General features: G+C 72.2%; 22 protein-coding genes. 10 read left to right on the forward strand and 12 right to left on the reverse strand.

From position 1 onward, the window contains the following. Positions 1-52: 52 nt before the first annotated feature. Together DFJ67_RS29745 and DFJ67_RS29750 are read left to right on the forward strand one after the other, a co-directional pair. Positions 53-1,087 carry a cupin domain-containing protein gene (locus DFJ67_RS29745; RefSeq protein ID WP_116071138.1) on the forward strand — a complete coding sequence of 345 codons (1,035 nt, stop codon included), beginning with the start codon at positions 53-55 and terminating at the stop codon, positions 1,085-1,087. Continuing rightward, positions 1,087-1,791, forward strand: a complete 705-nt coding sequence (locus DFJ67_RS29750; protein WP_116071140.1) for an aquaporin — start codon at positions 1,087-1,089, stop codon at positions 1,789-1,791. Before DFJ67_RS29745 ends, DFJ67_RS29750 begins: the two co-directional genes overlap by 1 nt. Here DFJ67_RS29750 and DFJ67_RS29755 read toward each other — a convergent pair. The 4 genes from DFJ67_RS29755 to DFJ67_RS29770 form a co-directional block, all read right to left on the reverse strand. Next, positions 1,788-2,540: an SDR family oxidoreductase gene (locus DFJ67_RS29755; RefSeq protein WP_116071142.1), complete on the reverse strand. Its 753-nt coding sequence runs from the start codon at positions 2,538-2,540 to the stop codon at positions 1,788-1,790. The two genes, DFJ67_RS29750 and DFJ67_RS29755, sit on opposite strands and share 4 nt — an antisense overlap. Beyond that, positions 2,537-3,157 carry a TenA family protein gene (locus DFJ67_RS29760; protein WP_116071144.1) on the reverse strand — a complete coding sequence of 207 codons (621 nt, stop codon included), beginning with the start codon at positions 3,155-3,157 and terminating at the stop codon, positions 2,537-2,539. Before DFJ67_RS29760 ends, DFJ67_RS29755 begins: the two co-directional genes overlap by 4 nt. Next, complete coding sequence (locus DFJ67_RS29765; RefSeq protein ID WP_116071146.1) at positions 3,154-3,747, reverse strand: TenA family protein; 594 nt, start codon at positions 3,745-3,747, stop codon at positions 3,154-3,156. The genes DFJ67_RS29760 and DFJ67_RS29765 overlap by 4 nt, the downstream gene beginning before the upstream one ends. Positions 3,748-3,836: 89 nt before the next feature. Further along, positions 3,837-4,628 carry an SAM-dependent methyltransferase gene (locus tag DFJ67_RS29770; RefSeq protein ID WP_116076792.1) on the reverse strand — a complete coding sequence of 264 codons (792 nt, stop codon included), beginning with the start codon at positions 4,626-4,628 and terminating at the stop codon, positions 3,837-3,839. 142 nt (positions 4,629-4,770) lie between these two features. Here DFJ67_RS29770 and DFJ67_RS44440 point away from each other — a divergent pair, with 142 nt between their 5' ends. From DFJ67_RS44440 to DFJ67_RS29785, 3 genes are all read left to right on the forward strand, one after another. Further along, a complete protein-coding gene (locus DFJ67_RS44440; RefSeq protein WP_203784479.1) occupies positions 4,771-7,359 on the forward strand; it encodes an ATP-binding protein in 2,589 nt (862 codons plus the stop codon). Between the two features lie 99 nt (positions 7,360-7,458). Further along, positions 7,459-7,731, forward strand: a complete 273-nt coding sequence (locus DFJ67_RS29780) for a DUF4242 domain-containing protein (protein WP_116071148.1) — start codon at positions 7,459-7,461, stop codon at positions 7,729-7,731. Continuing rightward, a complete protein-coding gene (locus tag DFJ67_RS29785) occupies positions 7,728-8,366 on the forward strand; it encodes a hypothetical protein (RefSeq protein WP_116071150.1) in 639 nt (212 codons plus the stop codon). Before DFJ67_RS29780 ends, DFJ67_RS29785 begins: the two co-directional genes overlap by 4 nt. Before the next feature lie 43 nt (positions 8,367-8,409). Here DFJ67_RS29785 and DFJ67_RS29790 read toward each other — a convergent pair whose 3' ends face one another. The 3 genes from DFJ67_RS29790 to DFJ67_RS29800 all read right to left on the reverse strand — a co-directional run bounded on the left by DFJ67_RS29790 (position 8,410) and on the right by DFJ67_RS29800 (position 10,611). Continuing rightward, positions 8,410-8,865 (reverse strand): VOC family protein, encoded by a 456-nt coding sequence (locus DFJ67_RS29790; protein ID WP_116071152.1) that lies wholly within the window; start codon positions 8,863-8,865, stop codon positions 8,410-8,412. 73 nt (positions 8,866-8,938) lie between these two features. Beyond that, positions 8,939-9,946 (reverse strand): 1-aminocyclopropane-1-carboxylate deaminase, encoded by a 1,008-nt coding sequence (locus tag DFJ67_RS29795; protein ID WP_116071154.1) that lies wholly within the window; start codon positions 9,944-9,946, stop codon positions 8,939-8,941. Positions 9,947-9,948: 2 nt separating this feature from the next. After that, the gene (locus tag DFJ67_RS29800) at positions 9,949-10,611 is read right to left on the reverse strand and encodes a GntR family transcriptional regulator (RefSeq protein ID WP_116071156.1); all 663 of its coding nucleotides are present in this window, start codon (positions 10,609-10,611) and stop codon (positions 9,949-9,951) included. 219 nt (positions 10,612-10,830) lie between these two features. On the opposite strand from DFJ67_RS29800, the gene DFJ67_RS29805 reads away from it, so the two are divergent. Then, positions 10,831-12,243: an FAD-dependent monooxygenase gene (locus DFJ67_RS29805; RefSeq protein WP_116071158.1), complete on the forward strand. Its 1,413-nt coding sequence runs from the start codon at positions 10,831-10,833 to the stop codon at positions 12,241-12,243. A 45-nt stretch (positions 12,244-12,288) separates the two neighbouring features. Here the strand turns inward: DFJ67_RS29805 and DFJ67_RS29810 are convergent, their stop codons facing one another. Continuing rightward, the gene (locus DFJ67_RS29810) at positions 12,289-12,528 is read right to left on the reverse strand and encodes a tautomerase family protein (RefSeq protein ID WP_116071160.1); all 240 of its coding nucleotides are present in this window, start codon (positions 12,526-12,528) and stop codon (positions 12,289-12,291) included. A 21-nt stretch (positions 12,529-12,549) separates the two neighbouring features. Then, positions 12,550-13,266 carry an SDR family NAD(P)-dependent oxidoreductase gene (locus DFJ67_RS29815; RefSeq protein WP_116071162.1) on the reverse strand — a complete coding sequence of 239 codons (717 nt, stop codon included), beginning with the start codon at positions 13,264-13,266 and terminating at the stop codon, positions 12,550-12,552. A gap of 80 nt (positions 13,267-13,346) precedes the next feature. Between DFJ67_RS29815 and DFJ67_RS29820 the strand changes: the two genes are divergently transcribed. After that, positions 13,347-13,958: a TetR/AcrR family transcriptional regulator gene (locus DFJ67_RS29820; RefSeq protein ID WP_116071164.1), complete on the forward strand. Its 612-nt coding sequence runs from the start codon at positions 13,347-13,349 to the stop codon at positions 13,956-13,958. Between the two features lie 72 nt (positions 13,959-14,030). After that, entirely contained in the window at positions 14,031-15,224 is a 1,194-nt protein-coding gene (locus tag DFJ67_RS29825; RefSeq protein WP_170216048.1) for an MFS transporter, read from the forward strand. A gap of 213 nt (positions 15,225-15,437) precedes the next feature. Here the strand turns inward: DFJ67_RS29825 and DFJ67_RS44445 are convergent, their stop codons facing one another. Then, positions 15,438-16,292: an AraC family transcriptional regulator gene (locus DFJ67_RS44445; RefSeq protein WP_116071170.1), complete on the reverse strand. Its 855-nt coding sequence runs from the start codon at positions 16,290-16,292 to the stop codon at positions 15,438-15,440. A 44-nt stretch (positions 16,293-16,336) separates the two neighbouring features. Next, positions 16,337-17,392, reverse strand: coding sequence for a class I SAM-dependent methyltransferase (locus tag DFJ67_RS29840; RefSeq protein ID WP_203784115.1), 1,056 nt, complete (start codon positions 17,390-17,392; stop codon positions 16,337-16,339). A 92-nt stretch (positions 17,393-17,484) separates the two neighbouring features. Here DFJ67_RS29840 and DFJ67_RS29845 point away from each other — a divergent pair, with 92 nt between their 5' ends. Continuing rightward, on the forward strand, positions 17,485-19,596 hold the full coding sequence (locus DFJ67_RS29845; protein WP_116071174.1) for an alpha/beta hydrolase: 2,112 nt from the start codon (positions 17,485-17,487) through the stop codon (positions 19,594-19,596). Between the two features lie 233 nt (positions 19,597-19,829). Here DFJ67_RS29845 and DFJ67_RS29855 read toward each other — a convergent pair whose 3' ends face one another. Then, on the reverse strand, positions 19,830-23,093 hold the full coding sequence (locus tag DFJ67_RS29855; RefSeq protein WP_116071176.1) for an ATP-binding protein: 3,264 nt from the start codon (positions 23,091-23,093) through the stop codon (positions 19,830-19,832). A gap of 168 nt (positions 23,094-23,261) precedes the next feature. On the opposite strand from DFJ67_RS29855, the gene DFJ67_RS29860 reads away from it, so the two are divergent. After that, on the forward strand, positions 23,262-23,867 hold the full coding sequence (locus DFJ67_RS29860) for a ClpP family protease (RefSeq protein WP_116071178.1): 606 nt from the start codon (positions 23,262-23,264) through the stop codon (positions 23,865-23,867).

Consider the following 23,867-nt stretch of genomic DNA (forward strand, 5'->3'; position numbering starts at 1 on the left):
CCCTGGCGTACCAGATAAGGTTGAAAGGGGTAAAACGGGGGAAAGGTCCGGCATGTCTGGCAAGGTGGCGCACGTCGGGTCGCTCGTTGACAGCGAGCCGGTCTTCGAGAACGAGTTCGGCATCATCAACCAGCTCGCGGCGTCGTCGTTGCCGATTCTCTCCGGGATGTCGCTCAAGCGGATCTCGCTCGCGCCCGGCGCGATCCGCGAGCCACAGTGGAACGTCAATGCCAACCAGATCGCCTATGTCGTGGCCGGCACCGTGCTCGTGTCGTTGCTGGGCAACGGTGACAGCTTCGCCAGTTTCGTGGTGAAGACCGGCCAGATCTACCATGTCGAGTCGGGTGCGATCTACCACATCGAGAACGTCGGCGAGGGCAACGCGGAGATCATCGCGGCGCTGCGGACCGATCAGCCGGAGCATTTCTCGTTGCAGGACAGCTTCAGCGCGATGACCAACGCCGTGCTGGGCAACACCTATGACCTGCCGTCGGACGCCTTCGCCGCGTTCGACCGGCACCACTCGGCGCAGATCGTGCGGCGCAACGGGCCGGCCCGGATCCCGGACTCTGCCGGGCTGCCCAACGCCCGGCTCTTCGACGTCGACGCGCAGGCCGCGCCGCTGTCCTATGAATACGGTTGGGCGCGGTTCGCCCGCAAGCAATACTGGGCGGCATTGGAAGACCTGTCGATGTATTCGCTCGCCTGTCACGACGACGGCATGCGCGAGCCACACTGGCATCCGGTCACGGCCGAGCTCGGCTATGTCCACAAGGGGCACGCCAAGATGCGCGTGCTGTCACCCGACGGGTCGCTCGACGAATATCTGCTCGAGCCCGGCCAGGCCTACTTCATCCCGCGCGCCTACCCGCACCACATCGAGACCCTCGGCGAAGACGGCTTCCAGTTTTTGATCTTCTTCGACCAGCCGATGCCGGCCGATATCGGCTACCGCGCGACCGCGTCGGCCTTCACCCGCGAGGTGCTGTCGGCCGCGTTCGGCGTGCCCGAGCGGGAGCTACCGGCGTTTCCATTCACGCCGATGGACCCGCTCATCGTCAGCCGAACCAACCCCCGCGACGCGTGATGGACCAGCTACAGCGGTGCGTGGCCGAGTTCATCGGCACCCTGCTGCTCGTGTTCGTCGGCGCCGGCTCGGCCGTCGCGGCCCTCGTCGACGGCGGCGTGGTGGTCGTGGCGTTCACCTTCGGGCTCACCCTACTGGTGCTGGTCTACGCCATCGGGCCGATCTCCGGCTGCCACGTCAACCCGGCGGTCACGCTCGGCGCGCTGATCGCCGGCCGGATCTCGTTGGTGGGTGCGGCCGCCTACTGGATCGCCCAGTTCGGCGGCGCCGCCGTCGCGGGGCTCGGGCTGTGGATCCTCACCCGGCACGGCGGCGTAGACGATCAGACCGATTCGCTGGCGACCAACGGGTACGGCGTGGACATCAACCTGGGCGGCACGTTCCTACTGGAGATCGTGTTGACCTTCCTGCTCGTCCTGGTCGTGCTCGTCGTGACCAGCCGTGCCGAGCACGCCGGATTCGCCGGCATCGCGATCGGCTTCGCGCTCACCGCCACCAACCTCATCGCCATCAACCTCGACGGGGCGTCGATCAACCCGGCCCGGTCGCTCGGTCCCGCGATCTTCGAGGGCGGGGTCGCGCTCAGCCAGCTCTGGGTCTTCATCATCGCCCCGCTGATCGGCGGGGTCCTCGCCGCCATGGTGGCGCCACTGCTGGCCAGCACGCACCAGAGCTACCGGCGACACGCCGAACGCGCCGGCTAGCCGACCCCGCCGGTCGCGCGCAGGTTCTGGCCCGTCATCCAGCGGCCGTCGGGTCCACACAGGAACGCGATGACGTCAGCCACGTCGGCCGGCTGGCCCAGGCGGCCAAGCGGCGTCAGCGCCGCCTCGGCCTCGAGCGCCTCGGGTGGGTTGGCCGCGCGCAGCAAATCGGTGTCGGTGGCGCCGGGGGAGACCGTGTTGACGGTGATGCCGCGGCCGCCGAGCTCGCGGGCCGCCACGGTGGTGAACTGCTCGACCGCGCCCTTGCTGCCGCAGTAGCTGGTCAGGCCCGCCTCCGGCAACAGCGTGTTGAGCGTCGACACGTTCACGATCCGGCCGCCGTCGCGCATGTGTCGCGCCGCGTGGCGCAGGGCCTGGAAGACCGACCGTGCGTTGACCGCCATCAGCGAGTCGTAGTCGTCGTCGGTCATGTCGACCAGCAGGATCGGTCGGACGGCCGAGCCGGCGTTGTTGACCAGGATGTCGAGCCCGTCGAGGTGCTCACTGGCACCGGCGAACAGCGTCGCCACGCCGTCGGGTGCGGCCAGGTCGGCCCGCACGCCGTGCGCGGTGCCGCCCGCCTCCGCGACCACCTTCTCGACCACGGCCGCCGCCTCGGCGTTGGACCGGTAGCCGAACACCACGGTCGCGCCGTCGCGCGCCAGCCGCTCCACCACGGCGCGGCCGATGCCCCGCGACCCGCCGGTGACTACCGCCATCTTGCCGCTCAACACCCCGTCAAAGGTCATGGGACCTGACGGTACGCCGCATCGAAGAACGCCACCTCCAGCCCCATAGCGCGCCGGTAGATCGCGGCGGCCCGGGGATCGTCCGGCGTGGCGTAGGTGTCGAGCAGGCCCTCCAACGTCTGGGCGAGTTCCTCGAACGCGGGGTCGGCGTAGGTGCGGATCCATTCGCCGTAACGCTCGTCGCCGCCGGTCAGCGACTGGCCGAGGTGCGCGTAGAGCCGCATGCACGGCGTCAGCGCCGCGCAGGTGTGCCCGAGGTCGCCCAGCGCGGCGGTGGCGAGCAGGAAGTCGGTGTAGGCGAGCGTGGCCGGCAGCGGTTCGACCCGGCCCAGGTCGATGTCCCATTGCCGCGCGTAGCCGTCGTGCAACCGCAACTCGTCGCGTACCCCGGCGAGCAGGCCGGCGAAGGTGTCCAGGCCGTGCCGGTCGGGGCTGTGCGCGAGGGCGAGCGCGTAGCCGCGGGCGAACGACTCCAGGAAGAACGCGTCCTGGGCGACGTAACCGGCGAAGACCTCCCGGGGCAGCGTGCCGTCGGCGAGCCCGGTGACGAAGGGATGGTTCCGCGCGGACAGCGCGAGGTCGGCGTTGGCACGCCACAGCGCAGCGGCGACGCTCATGCGCCGGCCCCGGTCGCCGCCCAGAAGTCGACCTCGGCCGCGACCACGGCGAGGAACACCTCGTCAGCGTCAGCCGCCTGGTGAGAGGCCGCGGCGGCCAGCCCCGCCACGTACCCGGCGAAATCGGGTGTGGTCCAGTGCGTCACGAACTCGCGGAACTCGGGTGCGCCCGGGGAGGCGAACGCCCACGCGTCGAGGTAGGTCCGCTCGATCGCCCAGAGCGCGACCAGGGCCTCGGGCACCGGCGCGGCGTCGAGCCGGCCGAGCAGGTCGCCGTAGGCCACCGTGGCCGGCGTCGCGGCGGCCGTCAGGTCGAGCCCGCGCGCGGCGGCCTGCTCGTCGAACCAGGCCAACTCGTCGACCAGGGCCACCGCGCCGGCCGCGAGCACCGGCTGCGCGTGTCGCGGTGCCCGGGCCAGCAGCCGGGCCTGGAACGCCAGCAGGTCCGCGACGAAGTGATGGTCCTGCACGAGCCACGCGGCGAAGGAGGGTGCCGGGAGGGTGCCGTCGCGTACCCCGATCAGGAATGGGTGTCGGGTGGCGCCGGCCCAGGCGGCCGCGTGCCGCGTCAGAAGATCATTTACCTGCACGATGGCGACCCTACCGGGCCGCCGAACGGATGAGCACAGCGTGATGGCCGGCGGCCCACGGGCGTGCCGGCCATCAGCTGATCGCCAGACTAGCCGGCCTTGCGGGCGACCCCGGCATATTCGCTCGCGGGCGTGGTGTCGTTGCCGTCCGGCCGCCAGTGCGAGCAGGTCACCAGGCCGGGCTCGATCAGCTCCCAGCCATCGAAGAACCGCGCGATGACGTCGGGGTCGCGGACCGCCATGGGCGCTGCCCCGCCGTCGTTCCACATCGCGACGGCGCGGTCGACGGCCTCCGGGTTGACCTCCCGGGTGGGGTGCGAGATGACCAGGTAGCTGCCCGCGGGCACCGCCTCGGTCAGCGTCGTGACGATCTCCCGGGCCTGGTCGTCGTCGACGACGAAGTTGAGGATGCCGAGCAGCATCACCGCCACCGGACGGTCGAAGTCGAGGGTCTTGGCGGCCTCGGTGAGGATCCGGGCTGGGTCGCTGACGTCGGCGTCGATGTAGTCGGTGGCGCCCTCCGGGCTGCTGGTCAGCAGCGCCCGGGCGTGCACCAGGACCATCGGGTCGTTGTCGACGTAGACGATCCGGGAGTCCGGCGCGGTGGCCTGTGCGACCTGGTGGGTGTTGTCGGCGGTGGGCAGCCCGGTGCCGATGTCGAGGAACTGGCGCACGCCGGCCTCACCGGCCAGGTGCCGCACCGCACGACCGAGGAACTCGCGGTTGAAGCGCGCCGACTGCACGAGCTCCGGCATGAAGGCGAGCACCTGCTCGGCGGCCGCCCGGTCGGCGGCGAAGTTGTCCTTGCCGCCCAGCAGGTAGTTCCACAGCCGCGCCGAGTGGGCCACGCTGGTGTCCAGTTTGGCCAATTGGTCGTTCATCTGGTCCGCCACCAGAACCCCTTCCGCCTGTTGGATCAGAAGCATAGAGGGCAACTGATCAGCCTGGCGAAGGTGCCGAGTTCGAAAGCCGACAGTGGACGCCCGGATCACGGCCTGTCACGGTTCGATGGTGGATGTGCTGATGGAACGCGCCCGTCACCTCCGGTCGCTGCGGTCCGCGCTCGACACGGTGGCCGGCGGCGGGGGAGTGCTGGTGCTGCTCGGCGGCGAGGCGGGCGGCGGGAAGACCGCGCTCGTCCGCGAGTTCTGCCGCACCGCCGACCCGGTCCTGTGGGGTGCCTGCGATCCGCTCTTCACCCCGCGGCCCCTGGGTCCGTTCGTCGACATCGCCCACGACTTGGGCGGCGAGCTGCACGACCTGCTGGAGGCGGGCGCGAAACCCCACCAGGTCGCGCCGGCGCTGAGCCGATGGGCCCAGGCCGCCGCCCGGCCCCCGGTCATCGTGCTGGAAGACCTGCACTGGGCCGACGAGGCCACGCTCGACGTGCTGAGCCTGCTCGGCCGCCGGATCGCCACGATCCCGGCACTCGTGGTGGCCACCTACCGCGACGACGAGATCGGCCGCACCCACCCGCTCCGCCGGCTGCTCGGCGAGGTGAGGGGCACCGGATCCGTCCGCCGGCTGGCAGCCGAGCCGCTGTCGGTCGACGCCGTCGCCGCCCTCGCGGAGCCGCACGGCATCGACCCGGCCGCGTTGCACCGGGTCACCGCAGGCAACCCCCTCTTCGTCACCGAGGTGCTTGCCGCACATGGCGACGACATCCCGGCGACCGTTCGCGACGCCGTCCTCGCGCGTGCCGCCCGCCTCCCGACGGCCGCGAGCACCGTGGTCGAGGCGGTCTCGATCGCGCTGCCACACTGCGAGCTGTCGCTGCTGGAGACGCTGGTCGCGGACGCCGCACAGGGCCTGGAGGGCGCGCTGGCCGCCGGCATCCTCGAGGTCGTGCCGGGCGGGGTCAGGTTCCGCCACGAGCTGGCCCGCATCGCGATCGAGGAGTCGCTGACCCCCTACCGCCGGATCGCTCTGCACCGGGCCGCTCTCGCCGCGCTGGCGGCCGGCGGCGCGGATCCCACCCGGCTGGCACACCACGCGGAGGCCGCCGGCGACACCGCGGCCGTGCTGCGCTTCGCGCCGGCGGCGGCCGAGCACGCCGCCTCGATCGGCGCACACCGCGAGGCGGCGGCCCACTACGCGCGGGCGCTGCGGTTCGCCGGCTGCCTGGGCCCGGCCGAGCGGGCTACGTTGCTGGAAAGCCGGTCACAGGAGTGCTACCTGACCGACCAGACCAACGACTCGATCATCGCGCTGGAGGAGGCTGTCGCGCTGCGCAAGGGGCTCGGCGACCGGCTGGGCGAGGCGGCCGCGCTGTCGCTGCTGACCCGCCGGCTGTGGTGCGGTGCGCGCACCCACGAGGCCACCCGTGCCGGCCACGAGGCGGTCCGGCTGCTGGAAGGACTGCCGCCGGGGCGTGAGCTGGCGCTGGCCTACAGCAATCTCTCCCAGCTCTATCTCAATGACGAGCAGTTCGACGAGACGGTCGGGTGGGCGGAGCGGGCGTCCGAGCTCGCCACGACGATCGGCGACACCGACGTGATCGTGCACAGCCTCAACAACCACGGCACGATCGAGCTGCTCGCCGGCCGTCCCGAAGGGCTGGCCAAGCTGGAACGCAGCCTCGCCCTCGCCGAGCGGCCCGGTCTGGAGGAGCACGTCGGGCGGTTCTTCATCCACATCGGCTGGGCGATGACCCGCACCCGGGCACACGAGCTGGCGCCGTGGCTCGACCGCGGCATCGACGTCTGCGACGAGCTCGGCCTGGAGGGCTGGCGCCTCTACGTCCAGGCCTACCGGGCGCGGCTGCACCTCGACCGCGGCCGCTGGGACGACGCGGCCGACGACGCCGCCTTCGTGCTGCGCTCCGCCGAGTCGGTGCCGCTGCTGCGGATCCTCGCCCTCACCCTGCTCGGCCTGCTCCGGGCCCGCCGCGGCGACGCCGACCCGTGGCCGCTGCTCGACGAGGCCCGCACGCTCGTCGACGGGCAACACGAGCTGCAATACCGGGTGCCGGTGGCAACCGCCCGGGCCGAGGCGGCCTGGCTCGCCGGTCGCGGCGCCGATGTCGACGAGGCGACCCGCGACCTGCTGGCCGACGCCGTCGCGCGCCGGGCGCCGTGGGTCGTGGGGGAGCTGGCGTGGTTGCGCCGGCTGGCCGGCCACGACGAGCCGGTCACCGGGGTGGCCGAGCCGTATCTGTCGCAGCTCACCGGCGACCCGACCGCCGCCGCCACGCGTTGGGAGAAGCTGGGCTGCCCCTACGACGCCGCCCTCGCGCTGCTCGGCCCTGGGGACGAAGGCGGCGAGGGCGACGAGAGCGACCTACGTCGGGCGCTGGCCGAGTTCCAGCGGCTCGGCGCCCGGCCCGCCGCCGCGATCGCCGCACGCCGGTTGCGCGAGCACGGCGCCCGCGGCCTGCCCAGGGGCCCGCGCCCGCAGACGGCCCGCAACCCGGTCAGCCTGACCCGGCGGGAGGTCGAGGTGCTCGCGCTGGTGCGGGAGGGTTCGTCCAATGCGGACATCGCCGCGCGGCTGTTCCTGTCGGAGCGGACCGTCCACCACCACGTCTCGGCGATCCTGCGCAAGCTCGGCGTCAGCAGCCGCACCCAGGCGATCTCCGAGTCGGCGCGGCTAGGCATCGGCACGCCAACCTAGGCACCGCCACCAAGCCAACCTGGGCAATTCCTCGGGTCCGCCGTCGCAACCCTTTTCCTACCGTGACAGGCAGTTGATGCCACACCGGGAGGAACGACCATGCCGAGATACATCGTCGAGCGCACCTTCGACAGCGGCCTGCACATCCCCGTCGACCAGGCGGGCGCGGAGACCTGCCTCGCGGTCGTCGGCCGCAACGCCGAGGAGGGCGTGACCTGGATCCATTCCTATGTCACGAGCGACAAGAGCAAGACCTTCTGCGTGTACGACGCCCCGACGCCGGAAGCCGTCCGCCGCACCGCGGAGCGCAACGCGCTGCCGGTCGACCGGATCAGCGAAGTCAGCGTCCTCGACCCCTACTTCTACCGATGAGCCCGCGCCGGATGCTGGCGGCGGCCGCCGTGCTGGCCCTCGTCACCGCATGCGCACCATCCACATCAGACAAGCCGGCCACCATGCCGGAGCACGCGACCACGGCACCCTCCGCCGACGCCAGCCCGGAGCTGGCCGCCGCGCTGGGAAAGGCACGGGCGGCGACCGCGAAGTATGTCGCCGACCTCGGCGCGGCCGAGGCCGACGGCTACCACATCATCACCAAGATGATGCCCGGGATGGGCTACCACTACCTGAACCCGGCGGTCACCGGCTTCGACGTCACCAGGCCGGCGATCCTGGTCTACGTCAAGGACGGCACCGACTGGCAACTCGGCGCGCTCGAATGGGTCTGGCCCGAGCAACCCGGCACGCCACCGCTCGACGGCGCGACCTACGGCTCGTTCGACGCGGCGTGCCATTACCAGGACGGCACCTTCGTGCCGGCGGCCGCGGAGAAAGACTGCGCCAAGGCCAGCGACGGCGGGTCGCCGTTCACCTTCTGGCACCCGACGCTGGTGACCATGCACGTCTGGCTCTGGTTCCACAACCCGGCCGGGCTCTTCCACGGCACCAACCCGCTGGTGTCGACGTCGGTCGACCACCCGAGCCGGTTCGAGCAACGCACCGGCTGACGTGCGATCGCGAGCCGCGACACGGAGCGGTCGCGGCTCGCGACTAGTCCCAGGTGCGACCCGGCAGGCGTTGGGTGATCTCCTGGATCAGGAACTCGTTGCCGTCGGGGTCGGCGAACGACGCGTAGGTGAAGTAGGAGCGGTTCTGCGGGTCGCGGCCCGGCTCGAAGCCGGCGCCGTCGCGGTGGAAGAGGTCGCTGACCTCGACGCCGCGGCTGAGCAGGTCGTCGCGCGCCGCGTCGAGGTCGTCGACGGTCAACTCGATGCGCGGGATCCGGCCGGGCTCGAGATCGGTGGCGCCGGTGCCGAACTGGATCGAAGCGGCCGAGTGTGGCGGGGTGAGCTGCACCGCGCGCACGTCGTCGCTGAGCTCGACGTCGACGTCGAGCCGCCACCCGAGGTTCTGGTAGAAGGCCTTCGATCGGTCCACATCGGACACCGGGAGGGTGATGACCTCCAGCCGCATGTCGACGTTTCCGGTCTGCTGCTTGGCGTTCATGGCCGACCCCTTCCTTTCGACCGACGCTACGCCGCCGCGGCCGGCACGGTGATACGCCTGTGCCGGATGCGGCTCAGTTGAACACAGTGCTGTAGGCGTTGAGCGCGGGCTGGCCGCCGAGGTGGGCGTAGAGCACGTGCGAGTCCTTCGGGATGTCACCGGAGCGGACGAGGTCGATCAGCGCGGCCATCGACTTGCCCTCATACACCGGGTCGAGGATCACCCCTTCGAGCCGTCCGGTGAGCCGGATCGCGTCCACGGTGGACTCGACCGGAATGCCGTAGAGGTCGCCGGCCCAGCCTTCGAGGACCACGATCTCGTCGGCGCGCAGGTCGCGACCCAACCCGATCAGCTCGGCCGTGCCGCGCGCGATCTTCTCCACCTGGGCCCGGGTCTCGTCGATCTTCGCGGACCCGTCGATGCCCAGCACCCGCCGTGGCCGGTCCTGACCGGCGAACCCGGCGATCATCCCGGCCTGGGTGCTGCCGGTGACGCTGCACACGACGATCGTGTCGAAGAAGATGCCCAGCTCCTGCTCCTGGCGCCGCACCTCAGCGGCCCAGTTGGCGAAGCCGAGACCGCCCAGCCGGTGGTCGGAGGCGCCGGCGGGGATCGCGTAGGGCACGCCGCCCGCGGCCCGCACGTCGTCGAGCGCCTGGTGCCAACTGTCCTTGAAGCCGATGCCGAAACCGTCGGAACCCAGGCGTACGTCGGCGCCCATGATCCGCGACAGCAGGATGTTGCCCACCTGGTCGTTGACCGGATCCGGCCAGTCGACCCACCTCTCCTGCACCAGCACCGCTTTCAGCCCGGCCCGGGCCGCGACCGCCGCCACCTGCCGCGTGTGGTTGGACTGGATACCGCCGATGCTGACCAGCGTGTCCGCGCCCTGGGCGAGCGCGTCCGGCAGCAGGTATTCGAGCTTGCGGGTCTTGTTGCCGCCGTACGCCAGACCGCTGTTGCAGTCTTCCCGCTTGGCCCAGATCCGCGCGCCGCCGAGGTGGTCGCTCAACCGATCGAGCGGGTGCACCGGGCTGGGCCCGAACAGCAGCGGGTAACGCTCGAACGCGTCGAGGGACATGGTCACTCTCCAGGGGTCTCGAGCAGGGGTGCCAGGGTCTGCCAGTTGGTGCGGGTGGCGGCGACCGCGCCGTCGACGTCGCCGGCCGCGCACAGGGCGATGATGCGGTCGTGCTGAGCGACCGAGCCCCGGCCGCTCAGCGAGGCGAAGCGCAAGCGTTCGAGCCGGCGCAGCAGGGGAGTGAACTGGTCCAGCACGGTGCGCACGGCCCCGTTGGCGCACGCCGTGACCGCGACACCGTGGAACTCGTCGTCGGCGGCGATGGCGGCGTCGACGTCGTTGGCCCGCAGGGCGGCGGCGAAGCGGTTGTTGGCCGCGCGCATGGCGTCGAGTTCGGCGGCCGACAGGTTGGGCAACGCCTCCCGCACCGCGAGTTCGTGCATCGCTGAGGTCACCGACTGGGCCGCCCGCACCGCTCGCACGTCCAACGGGCTGACCATCGTGTAGCGGCCGGGTTTGGTGCGCACCAGGCCGGCCTCGTCGAGGCGGGCCAACGCCTCCCGCACGGGCGTGCGGCTGATGCCGAGCCAGCGCGCCAGATCGGCGTCGTTGAGCCGTTCACCAGGCGTGAGCGTGCCGTCGACGATGGCGTCGCGGATCGCCCGGTAGGCGTCGTCACGCAGCAGCGACCGTCCAACGACGCCGGCAGTCTCCGGAACTGGCATGCAATATATTGCACGTTGCCTGATGCGCCGTGTCAAGAAAGAGTTGGACGGGATGCTGCCCGGGCTTGTAGTTTGCGGCTGACCGTGACACCACCCGAGGAGGTGAGACCCATGAACGCTGGATCGATGTGGGTGCTCCCCCTCCCCGTCACGACCGGGCGATCGACCTAGGTGTCGCCGGGAGCGCCCCGCCAACAAGGCACTCCCGAGAGGCAGCAAATGTTCGATGTGATCATTGCCGGGTGCGGGCCCACCGGCGCGATGCTGGCCGCCGAGCTGCGGCTACACGATGTCAGCGTGCTCGTCCTGGAGAAGGAGACCGAGCCCGTCTCGTTCGTCCGCATCGTCGGTCTGCACATCCGCACCAATGAGCTGATGGCCATGCGCGGGCTGCTCGACCGCATCCTCCAGCACGCACGAAAGCGTCCGGCCGGCGCCTACTTCGCCGCGATCGACAAACCCGCGCCCGAGGGCCTGGATTCCGCGTACGCCTATCTGCTGGGCATCCCGCAGCCGGTCATCGTTCGACTTCTCGAAGAACATGCGATCGCATCGGGTACGCAGGTCCGCCGCGGCTGTGCCGTCGCCGCGGTCGAGCAGGACGACGAGGGTGTGACCGTCGAGTTGGCCGGCGGGGAACGGCTGCGGTCGCGCTACCTCGTCGGCTGTGACGGCGCCCGCAGCACGGTGCGCAAGCTGCTCGGTGTCGGCTTCCCCGGCGAGCCTGCGCGACGCGACACGCTGATGGGCGAACTGGAACTGGGCGTGCCGCCGCAGGAGGTCGCCGCCAAGGTGGCCGAGGTCGGCGCGACCCACCATCCCTTCTGGATCCGGCCGTTCGGCGATCGGGTCTACAGCGTCGTGGTTCCCGCCGCGGGAGTCAGCGACCGGGCGGAACCGCCGACTCTCGACGACTTCAGGCAGCAGTTGCGTACCATCGCGGGAACGGATTTTGGGGTGCACTCCCCGCGCTGGTTGTCGCGCTTCGGCGATGCCACGCGGCTGGCCGACCGCTATCGGGTCGGGCGGGTGCTGCTGGCCGGCGACGCGGCACACATCCATCCGCCCATCGGCGGGCAGGGGCTCAACCTGGGCGTGCAGGACGCGTTCAACCTCGGCTGGAAACTGGCCGCGCAGATTCGCGGCTGGGCGCCGGAAACCCTGCTGGACACCTACGAGAGCGAGCGTCGTCCGGTCGCCGCGGCGGTGCTCGACAACACCCGCGCCCAGGCCGAACTGCTGTCGCCCGAACCAGGCCCGCAGGCCGTGCGCAGGCTGCTCACCGAACTGATGGACTTCGACGACGTCAACCGGCACCTGCTCGAGAAGATCACCGCGATCGGCATCCGCTACGACGTCGGCGACGGCCCCGACCTGCTCGGCCGGCGCCTGCCCGACGTCGAGCTGAAACAGGGCCACCTCTACGGTCTGCTGCATCGCGGCCGCGGCCTGCTGCTCGACCGCACCGAACGGCTGACCGTCGGCGGCTGGTCGGACCGGGTCGACTACGTCGGGGATCCCACCGCCGCCCTCGATGTGCCGGGCGTCCTGGTGCGCCCGGACGGCCACGTGGCCTGGATCGGCGCGGATCAGCAGGACCTGGAGGAGCACCTCGCCCGCTGGTTCGGCTGAACGACCAAGGTTCCGGCCGGGGGCGCGGGCCCCCGGCCGGCTCACCTACTTTTCCGCTTGTTCGCGTTGTTGCGCCCGGAACTGCTCGACGGGCAGCCCGCCCACGCCCCAGTTCTCGGTCTCGACTTCCTCGATCACGACGAAGGTGCGGTCCATCGGCTTGTGCAACACGTCGAGCAGCAGTTTGCTGACGCCGGCGATGAGCTTGGCCTTCTCTTCGGGGGTCGCCGCATCGGTGCCGGGTGTGGTGCCCTCGCGGGTGATCTGGATGGTGACGATTGGCATCGCTAGGGTCCTTCCCTTCGGTCAGTGGCCGGCGTTCTGGCCGCCGTCGACGTGCAGGATCTCGCCGGTGACGAACGGCGCCGACTCGAGGTAGAGCACGGCGTCGACGATGTCGCTGGTCTCGCCCATCCGGCCGACCGGGTGCAGGCCGTCGAACGTCGGGTGATACTCGACCGGGTGCATCGGGGTCTTGATGATGCCAGGTGCGACGGCGTTGACGCGTACGCCGCGGGTCGCGTACTCGATGGCCATTGACTTGGTGGCGGAGCTCAGGCCGCCCTTGGTCAGCGACGCGAGCACCGACGGCACATTGGAGTTGGGCTGGTCCACGAAGCTCGTGGTGATGTTGACGACGTGGCCGGCGCCGCTGGCCAGCAGGTGCGGCAGCGCCCGCCGGGTCAGGTGGAAGAACCCGGCCAGGTTGATGCCGGTGACCAGGTCGTAGTCCTCGTCGGTGTAGTCGGTGAACGGCTTGGCGACGAAAACCCCGGCGTTGTTCACGAGTGTGTCGATCCGGCCGAACCGCTCCAGTGCGGCCGCCACCACCCGCTCGGCGGTGTCGGCCTCGGCGATGTCGCCGCGCACCGTGACGACCTCCGGGTCGCCCGCGTCCGTGATCGAGCGCGAGGTGGCCACGACGCCGTAGCCGAGCTTGCGGTAGGCCTCGACCAGGCCGGCCCCGATGCCCTGAGAAGCACCGGTGATCACAGCGACCTTCTGTCCGTTATTGGCGTTCATGAGTAGTTCTCCTCCTGATTTCGTCGCTAGACGACTGGTCGACTATCAAACTAGACGACCGGTCGTGTATTCTCCAAGGCATGGGACGTACGAGTGACGCGCGAAACAAGATCCTCGAAGCCGCGCGAACGCTGTTCGAGCAGCGCGGCTATTCGGCGCTGGGCGTGGCCGAGATCTGCGCGGCCGCCGGCGTGCCCAAGGGCAGCTTCTACTACTTCTTCGAGTCGAAGCAGGCACTCGCGCTGACCGTGATCGACGACCACTGGGCCGCGCAGCGGGCGCAGTGGGAGGCGGTGCTGCGCGCCGACGGCGATCCGCTGGAGCGGTTGCGCGACCTGTTCGCGGCCACCGAAGACGTGCAGCAGAGCGCCAAGCGCGACTCCGGCCGGGTGGTCGGTTGCCTGTTCGGCAACCTCGCGCTCGAGGTCAGCAACCAGGCCGAGGAGATCCGCGCCCGGTTGCAGGAGATCTTCGACGCCCAGATCGACCTGATCGAGCAGGTGGTGCTCGAGGCGAAGGAGCGTGGCGAGGCCGGCGCCGACGTCGACGCCCGCGACGCCGCACGGTCCATCGTGGCCCAGATCGAGGGCCGGGTGCTGCTCGCCAAGCTGCTCAACGACCCGGCACAGCTCGACACCCTGTGGCGCAACGCCCTCGACCTGCTCCAGGCGCGGTCACCCGCCGCGCGCTGATCGTGGACGATTCGTCAAGCAGCGGGGACGCACGATCAAGCACCGGCGGCCGCCCGCGGCAACGCTTGCACGGTGACTGTTACCTCTGATCTCCGCCGGCCGCTGGCCGGCGTCGCGCCGCGCCCCGCCCGGTCCCCGTGGTTCGCCGTGGCCGCCGTCGGGTTCGGCATCTTCGCGCTCGTCACCACCGAGTTCCTCCCGGCCAGCCTGCTGCCCCGGATCGCCGCCGACATGGGCGTCAGCGAGGGCGTCGCCGGCCAGGCGGTGACCGCGACGGCGATCATGGGAGCGATCACCGCGCCGACGATCGCGATGGTGGTGCCGCGCCTCGACCGCCGGCTGCTGCTCGTCCTGCTGACCGGCCTGGCGTTCGTCTCCAACGCGCTGGTCGCGGTCGCACCCTGGTACCCCCTGCTGCTGGTCGCCCGGCTGCTCCTCGGCATCGCGATCGCCGGCTACTGGGCGATGGCGCTCGCCGTCGTCGGCCGGCTGGTCAGCGCCGACAAGCTCGGCCGGGCGATGACCGTGGTCAACCTCGGCGTCTCGCTGGCGACCGTCACCGCGGTTCCGGTCGGCACCTACCTCGGCGAGGCCTGGGGTTGGCGCCCGGTGTTCTGGCTGGCCGGCGCTGTGGCCGTGGTCGCCCTCGGGCTGCTGCTGCTCTGGCTTCCGTCGGTCGCGCCGTCCGGTGCTCCGCCGCTGCGCGCCCTGGTCGACACGGCCCGCGGCCGCACGATGATCCTCGGCATGGTCGCCGTGCTGCTCGTCGCGGGCGGCCACTTCGCCGCGTTCACCTACGTGCGGCCGGCGGCCGAGCGGGTGCCCGGCATCACACCCGGCTCGCTCGCGCTGCTGCTGACCATCTTCGGCGTCGCGGCCTTCGTGGGCACCATGGTCGCCGGCCCGCTCGCCGACCGCCGGCTCCGCATCGGCGTCCTGGTCGCGCCGCTGCTGATCGGCGCCGCCGTCATCGGATTCGCGCTGCTGTCCGGCTCCTACGCGGCGGTCGTCGTCGCGGTCGCCGCCTGGGGTCTCGCGTTCGGCGGCCTGCCGACGCTGGTGCTGACCTGGGTGGCCCGGGTCGAGCCGAACCGCCTGGAGCCGGCCGGCAGCCTCGCCACGGCGATGTTCCAGGTCGCGATCGCGACCGGTGCCGCCGTCGGCGGGGTCCTCGTCGACGCCTTCGACGTGCGGGTCACGCTGGTCGCCGCCGGCATCGCCGCGATCGCCGGCGGCGCGCTCTTCACCAGCGCCAAGCGGTTCTGACCCCGTCGGTGTCAGCCGGTGGCGTGCGCTTCGCCAGCGCCCGGGCGGTTCTGACCGGGTCGGTGTCCGCCGCCACCGGTGGCCTGGGCTTCGCCAGCGCCCGGGCGGTTCTGACCGGGTCGGTGTCCGCCGCCACCGGTGGCCTGGGCTTCGCCAGCGCCCGGGCGGTTCTGACCCCGTCGGTGTCCACCACCACTGGTGGTGCGCGCCTGATCAGCGCTCGACGGTTGTGGTCCCGGTGCTGTCGGTGTGTCGCCAGCGGGTCGGCGGCACACCGGCATGCCGGCGGAAGGCCCGGCTGAACGCGGCCTCGGACCCGTAGCCGAGCCGCACCGCCACCTCGGCGACGGTGATCCGGTCGGTGAGCAGTCGTTTGGCGTGCTCCATCCGGATCCGGGCGAGATACCGCACCGGCGTGTCGCCCACCACGTCCCGGAACCGCTTGGCGAACGCCGAGCGCGACACCAGCGCGATCCGGGCGAGTTCCTCGACCGTCCAGGGCGAGCCGGGTGCGTCGTGGATGGCGCCCAGCGCCCGGGCGATGTCGGTGTCCCGCAGCGGCACCGACAGCAGCGGCAGGCTGCCACACCCCGACTCCACCCAGTGCCGGATCGCGGCCGCGGTGACCACGTTGGCGAGCTGCGAGATCACAGACCGTGACCCCGGGCGTACGCCGCACGCCTCACCGGCCATCCCGTCGATCAGCGCGGCGATCACCGGCTCGCGCGAGGTGAAGCAGCAGGCGATCAGGGTGTCCGGCAGCACCCCGATGACCTGGGCCGCGGTCGGCGACCCGACCTCCAGGTGCCCGGTGTGCAAAACGGTCTCACCGCGCGCCTCCAGCGCGTGCGCGCCACCGCGCGGCATCAGCAGGAAGTCGCCGGTGTTGAGCGTCGCGGCGGTCGGGCCGCGCACGTCGAGACCGCCCTGCGCCACGAAGTAGAAGCGCATTCCGGCACCGTGCGCGGCCCGCCGCTCACCCCCCGGCAAGGTCTCCTTGCGGTAGTCACCCACCGACCACCGAAGGCGCTCGAGCACGTCACTGAGATCGTCGATAGCCAGCGTCACAGCAGGTCAAGCACCGCTGAACGGCGGTGCATTCCCAGCTGCTGTCAGGGGCGGGCCTCGTACACCAGGTTGAACGGGGTTTCGGCCACGCGCTGGAAGCGGGTGAAGCCGGCCTCGGTGACGACGCGGCGGATGGCCGCCTCGCCGGCCTGTGCGCCCAGGGCGTAGCCGCCGTCCTGGGACAGCGCGTTGGGCACGCAGAGGAACGTGGAGAACGAGTAGTAGACCCGGCCGACGGGGTTGAGGTTGTCGTTGACGGTGTCGCCGGCGAAGGGTTCGACGATCATCCAGGTGCCGTCGGTGGCCAGCGACTCGCGGACGTGCCGCGCCGCGCCGACCGGGTCGCCCATGTCGTGGATCGCGTCGAACGTGGTGACCAGGTCGTAGGGGCCGCCGCCGAAGCTCTGCGCGGTCGCAGCCTCGAACGACACCCGGTCGCCGACGCCCGCGTCCGCGGCCTTCTTGCGTGCCTCCGCGATCGATCCCTCGTGATAGTCGGAGCCGGTGAACCGCGACGCCGGGAACGCGCGGGCCATCAGCAGGGTCGACGCGCCGTGGCCGCAGCCGATGTCGGCGACGCTCGCGCCGGCCCGCAGCTTGGCCTCGACGTCGCCCAGCGCGGGCAGCCACGACGTGGTCAGGTTGGCCAGGTAACCCGGGCGGAAGAACCGCTCGCAGCCCTCGAACACGTCGGCGTCGTGCTCGTGCCAGCCCACCCCGTCGCCGCTGCGGACGGCCGCGGTGATCCGGGGTTCGGCCCGCAGTGCGCCGAGCGCGAGTTGGAACGCGCCGGGCATGAAGACCGGGCCGTCGGGGTCGGTGAGCGCGAAGGCCTGCTCGTCGGTGAGCGAGTAGGTGTCGGTCGCCGCGTCGTACTCGACGTAGCCGCCGGCCGCCTGGCCGCGCAGCCACTCGTCGACGTAGCGCGCGTCGGTTCCGGTCGCGGTCGCCAGCTCCGCCGGGGTGCTCGGCGTGGCGGCGAGGGCGCGGTAGAGGCCCAGCCGCTCGCCGACCACGACGTTGCCGGCGGCCATCGTCGCGCCGAGATCACCGACGAACCGGCCCAGGAACGCCATCAGCCGGTCGTTGTCCACAGCCATTTCTCCTCCTTGATTCGTTTCTTGCGACCCTCCTCGGCGGCGTTGCAGGCTGCTTGCAACCACATTGCAACGGCGGCGGGCAGGCTGAGGAGATGCGGGCACGACAACCAGACATCGAGGGGTACGTCAAACGCGACGGCGTCCGGATCGGTTATGAGGTCTTCGACCCGGGCGACGCGGCGGCACCGACGGTCGTGCTACTGCCGGCCTGGTCGATCGTGCATTCCCGACATTGGAAGATGCAGGTTCCCTACCTGGCCCGGCAGTTCCGCGTCGTCACCTTCGACCCGCCCGGCAACGGCCGCTCCGACCGGCCGACCGAGCCCACCGCCTACGGCGACGAGGCCCAGTTGAACTACCTGACCGCGGTGCTCGACGCGGTCGACGCCGACCGGGTCGTGGTCGCCGGGGTCAGTCGCGGCGGCTGGCGCTCGCTGGTCGCCGCCGCCCGCATCCCCGAGCGCGTGCTCGGCGCCGTGGCGATCGCGCCGCTCGGGCCGTTCCTCGGCTCGCTGCCGCCGCACCGGGTCGGCCACGACTTCGAGGTGGTCCGCGACAGCTACGAGGGGTGGCAGCGGTTCAACCGGCACTCCTGGCTGGCCGACCTGCCGGGCTTCGCCGAGTTCTTCTTCACCGAGGTGATCAGCGAGCCGCACTCGACCAAGCAGATCGAAGACGCGATCGGCTGGGCCCGCGGCACCACGCCGGAGTCGCTCATCGCGGCGGAACTGGCCGACCTGTGCGTGCACGACACCGCGGAGACCGAGGCCCTGCTGCGCACGATCGACCGGCCCGCGCTGGTCATCCGGGGCAGCGGCGACCGGTGCCGGTCACAGCGCGAGATGGCGCGGGCCGCCGAGTTGAGCGGCGCCCGCGACGTGCTGCTCGACGGCGGCGGCCACCTGCCGCACATCCGTGAGCCGGTGGTGGTCAATCGGTTGCTCCGCGACTTCGTCCAGCAGGCGGCCGGCACCACCAGACCACCGGCCCGCTGGACCCGGCCGCTGGACCGGCCGCGCCGGGTGCTCTACCTGTCGTCGCCGCTCGGGCTCGGCCACGTCGAGCGTGACGCCGCGATCGTCGACGCGCTGCGCCGGCAACGGCCCGGCGTGCAGGTCGACTGGCTGGCCCAACACCCGGTCACGGAGGTGCTCGCCCGCCGCGGCGAACGGGTGCATCCGGCGTCGGCGCACCTGGTCACCGAGTCGGCGCACATCGAGAGCGAGGCCGGCGAGCACGACCTGCACGCGTTCCAGGCGATCCGGCGGATGGACGAGATCCTGATCGCCAACTTCATGGTGTTCGCCGACCTGGTCGAGCACGACAACTACGACCTGTGGGTCGGCGACGAGGCCTGGGAGCTCGACTACTTCCTGCACGAGAACCCGGAGCTGAAGCGTTCGGCGTACGCCTGGCTGACCGATTTTGTCGGTTGGTTGCCGATGGGTGCCGGCGACGAGGCGCTTACCGCCGACTACAACGCGGAGATGGTCGAGCAGATCGCCCGCTTCCCGCGGTTGCGCGACCGGGCCGTCTTCGTCGGGAATCCGGACGATCTCGTCGACGACCCGCTCGGCCCCGGCCTGCCGAGCGTTCGGGACTGGACGGTCGACCATTACGCGTTCAGTGGCTACGTCTGCGACTTCGCGCCGGTCTCCGACGACGAGCGGGCCGGGCTGCGGGCCTCACTTGGTTGGGGTGCCGACGAGCAGGTGTGCGTGGTCACCGTCGGCGGCTCCGGCGTGGGCGGCGACCTGCTGCACCGGGTGGTCGACGCGTTCCCGGCGGCCAGGCGGGCCGTGCCGGGGCTGCGGCTGGTCGTCGTCGTGGGGCCGCGGCTCGATCCGGCGCGGATCCCTTCCCGCGACGGGCTCGAGGTGCACGGGTATGTGCATCAGCTGCATCGCTTGCTCGCCGCCTGCGATCTGGCCATCACCCACGGTGGCCTGACCACCACGATGACGCTGACCGCCCACCGGCGGCCGTTCCTCTATGTGCCGCTGCGCAACCACTTCGAGCAGAACCGGCACGTGCGGCACCGGCTGGACGCCTACCGGGCCGGCCGTTGCGTCGACTATGGACAGACTGACCCGGACAGCCTGGCGGCGCTGATCGCGGCCGAGATCGGCAGGGCGGTGGACTACCGCCCGGTGGAGACCGACGGGGCCGAGCGCGCGGCGGCCCTGCTGGCTGAGCTGTTCTGACGAGCTCGGGCGCCGCGCGCCAGGGCGCTGGCCCGCCTGGCGGTGCCCCGCCTGGCGGTGCCCCGCCTGGCGGTGCCCCGCCTGGCGGTGCCCCGCCTGGCGGTGCCCCGCCTGGCGCTGGCCCGCCTGGCGCTGGCCCGCCTGGGGGCTGGCTCACCTGGGCGCTGGCCGCCTGGGCGGCCGGCTGCCGGCGTCCCCTTGAACCCGGCGCACGATGATCGACAGGACCCGGCCTAGGCGGTGACCTGCTCGGTTAGGACCGTCTGTGCGGCAACAGCCTGGGCGGCGACCGCGCGCGCGGTGGCCAGCGGTGCGACCCAGCCGGTGCGCGCACCCGCGGCGAGCAATGGTTCGAGCACCCGCACCGCACGCCCCGGCTCGCCCTGTGCCAACCAGGCCCGGGCCACCGAGGTGTAGGCGTCCGCGCCGTAGAGCCAGGCCGCGCCCGGCGGCGCCGCGATCGCGCGCACCAGCGCGTCGGCCTCGTCGAGTAGGACCCGGTCGCCGGTCGCCTCGGCCAGCGGGGCGAGGCAGCGTAGCCGGTAGGACACCGTGCGGTGCGAGTCGGCGCGGGCGAGGCCGCGTTCCAGCACCGGGATGGCGGCCGCCGGCTCGCCGTATTCGATGAGCGCGGTGCCGTGCAGCGCGTCGACCGCCGTCGCGAACCAGGCGTGTGAGTCCATCATGGAGGAGCGATGGGCCAGTTCCAACGCGTCGTCGCGGCGGCCGTCCAGGCGGGCGATCCAGCCCAGGTGGGCGACATACCAGGCGGTGTAGCTCTGGTAGCCGCTGTGCGCGTTGATCGTCATGGCCTCGTCGACCCGGGCCGCCGCCTCGGCCCAGCGGCCGGCGGCCAGCAGCGGGAACGCCGACTCGAACCGGCACCACTGGAGGAGCAGCAGGTCGCCGACCCGGCGTACCAGCGGCTCCAACTCGACCAGCACCGCTGACAGCTCAGCCACTTCGCCGAGGTAGGCGTACGCCGTCTTCAAGCCGTCGAGCGCGGCCGCGAGCGCCGTGTCGCCGGCGCCCCGGGCGGCCTCCCGCGCCCGCCGGCCGTAGGCCAGGGCGTCCCCGAAGCGCAACTGGTTGCTGCTCAGCACGGCGAGCCAGCCGAGCAGCTCGGCCTCGGCGCCCCGGTCGCCCAACTGCTCGGCCAGCGCGAGCGCGGCCCGCATGTGCCCGATGCCGGCCTCGAACGGTTTGCCGACCCCGGACCACGCCGGCCCGCCCAACTCCCGCAGGGCCGCCATCTCGGCGCGGCGGTCGCCGGTCGAGCGGCTGAGCCGCAGCGCGTCGCCGGCGTCGGTGAGCGCGGGGTCGAACCGGAACATCGTGTCGCGTACCCGGGCCCGGGAAAGCAGGGCGCTCGTCTTCAGCTCGACGTCGGCACACCGGTCGGCCGCCGCGATCGCGTTGCCCAGCAGGGCCTCGGCGTCGGCCGCGGCGTAGCGCGCGGCGGCCCGGCGTCCGGCCGCCAGCCAGGCCCGGCCGGCCCGGCGGTCGTCGCCGGCGGCCTGCGCGTGCCGGGCCACCGCCTCCGGGTTGTCGGCCAGCAGGTCGGCCGCCCGCAGGTGGTGCGCCAGCCGGGTCGGCTGCGGCGTCGCGTCGTAGAGCACCTCCTGGACCAGGTCGTTGGCGAACTCGTAGGCCCGACCGGCCACAATGGTCAGTCGGGTGTCCAGCACCCGTTCGCAGCGCAGGGTCGCCTCCTCGACGCCGACGCCGAGCAAACCGGCGACCGTGGCGGGAGCGAACGACGGCCCGAGCACGGCGGCGGCCCGGAGGAGCTCGCGCACGCCTTCCCCAGCTGCGGCCACCCGGGCCAGCACGCTCGCGCGCAGCGACTCGGGCACGCCGGTGTCGCCGGCCGCGAGCGACCGCAGCGTCTCCACGACGAAGAGCGTGTGCCCGCGGGTACGCCGGGCGATCTCGGCGACGCGCGCGTCCTGGCCGGCGGCGTGGGCCAGGCGGGCGATGGCGGGCTCGTCGAGCGGCCCGAGCGGCATCGTCACCGCCACGCCGCCGAGCGTCGACAGCGCCCAGCGGCCCTCGACCGCCCGCACGGTCGCGACGACCAGCAGCCGCGCGCCGGTCGCGTGCCGGGCCAGGTAGTGCAGCAGCTCCACGGTGGCCGTGCCGGCGTGCTGGAGGTCGTCGACCACCACCAGCAGCGGGCGCGACCTCGACAGGCGGCGCAGGAAGAAGGTCACCGCGTCGTACGCCCGGCGGCGCTCGGCTTCCGGACTGCCGCGACCGGCCGGCGGTGCGCCGAGCACGGCGGCGGCCTCCGGCACCAGGGCGGCGAGCGCGGCGGCCCGGTCGGCGGCGGCGGCCCGGACCAGGTCGGCCGGCGTCGCGGTGACCAGCTCGGTGATCGCCTCGACCACCGGCTGGAGGAACAGCGACCGCTCGGCGTCGTAGCAGCGGACCGTCACCGCGGTCCCCGGAGTAGCGCGGGCGAGCCGGGCCACCTCGTCGGCGAGCCGGGTCTTGCCGATGCCCGGTTCGCCGGCGAGCAGCACCACCCGCGACCGGCCCGCGGTCGCGTCCCGCCAGGCGCCGGCCAGCTCGGCGGTCTGCGCCTCCCGGCCGACCAGGCCACTCTCGGCCGGCGGGGGTGGTGGTGCGGCCGCGTCCGCGGCTACCGGGCCGCCGCGGAGCACCGCCACGTGCAGGTCCCGGGTCGCGGGGGAGGGGTCGACGCCGAGTTCCTCGGCGAACAGCGCGCGGAGACGCTCGTAGACGGCCAGGGCGCGGGCCGGCTCACCCAGCGCGTCGTGGGCGCGCATGAGAGCGCGCGCGGCGTCCTCGTCGAACGGGTCGGCCCGCAGCGCCGCGGCGGCCGCGTCGCGGGCGCGCGCCGGCTGCCCGGCGGCCAGCGCGGCCGCGGCGATCGCCTGGCGGGCCCGGCGCAGCCAGCCGTCCTGGTCGGCGCGCACGGCGGCGGCCCAGTCAGCGACCGGCTCATCGGTGAGCGCGGGCGCGGCACCCAACACGGCCTCGGCCCGGGCGGCAGCCTCCAGCGCCGTAGTAGGCCCAGTCCGGACGGTGGTCCCCAGCGCGGCGGCAGCTAAGGACCGGGTGGCGGTCTCCAGCGCGGCGGCAGGCTCAGCCGCCGAGGCGGCGGCTAGCGCGGCGGCCGGCTCGGCCGCGAGTAAGGCCTCCGCCGAGACCACCAGGCGTGCGGCGTCGTGCAGGTCGACGGTGACGCTCTCGTGCAGGCGGTAGCCGCCGCGGCCGCCCTCGACCACGTCCGCGCCGAGTGCCCCGCGGACCCGGCTGACCAGGGTGGCGACGTTGTCGGCGGGCCGGCGGGGCGGGTCGGCCGGCCACAGCACCTCGACGATCCGGTCGACGGTGACCGCCCGGCGTTCGGCCGCCAGCAGCGCGAGCAGGGTGCGGGCCTTGCGGCTGCCGACCTCGGCGTCGGTGAGTAGCCGCTCGTCGCGCACCACGGCGAACGGTCCCACGAGCCGGATGCCCGTCTGCCCCACGCCGTCTTGCTACGCCCCGGGGCCGGGCCGGTCAATCCTTCGCGCGGCAATCCGACCGTTTCCGCGCAGCGCTGAACTTCTCTGCTGCCAGCAGATTCACCTGGTGGTCGCGGCGCCGCCGTCCGCATCGTGGGGCTACCGGACCGACGGACACCCAAGGAGATTCCCATGCAGAGCTTGACGAGCGGGCCGCCGCTCGACGACCAGTTGGCCACCCGGCTGCTGCACCAGCGCATCATCGTGCTCGGTGCCGAGGTCGACGACCCGATCGCCAACCGGCTGTGCGCGCAACTGCTGTTGCTCTCGGCCGAGGACCCGCGCGCCGATATCGCGCTCTACATCAACTCGCCCGGTGGCTCGGTCAGCGCGGGCCTCGCGATCTACGACACGATGAACATGATTCCCAACGACGTGCGTACGGTCGCCATGGGTCTGGCCGGCAGCATGGCCCAGTTCCTGCTCTGTGCGGGCACCGCGGGCAAGCGGTTCAGCCTGCCGCACGCCCAGGTGCTCATGCACCAGGGGTCCGCCGGGTTCGGCGGGACGGCCGCCGACATCGAGATCTACGCCGGCCAGCTCGAACGCGTCGGTCGTACCCTCGTCGAACTGATCTCCCACCACACCGGCCAGCCGGTCGAGACGGTCGACCGCGACAGCGGGCGGGACCGGTGGTTCAGCGCGGCGGAGGCGCTCGACTATGGCATGGTCGACCACGTCGTGAGCCAGGTCGACGACGTGCGTCCGGCGGTCTCCCGCCAGCCGGTGGGGTTGTGA

Source organism: Asanoa ferruginea, from assembly GCF_003387075.1.
GTDB classification, from domain to species: domain Bacteria; phylum Actinomycetota; class Actinomycetes; order Mycobacteriales; family Micromonosporaceae; genus Asanoa; species Asanoa ferruginea.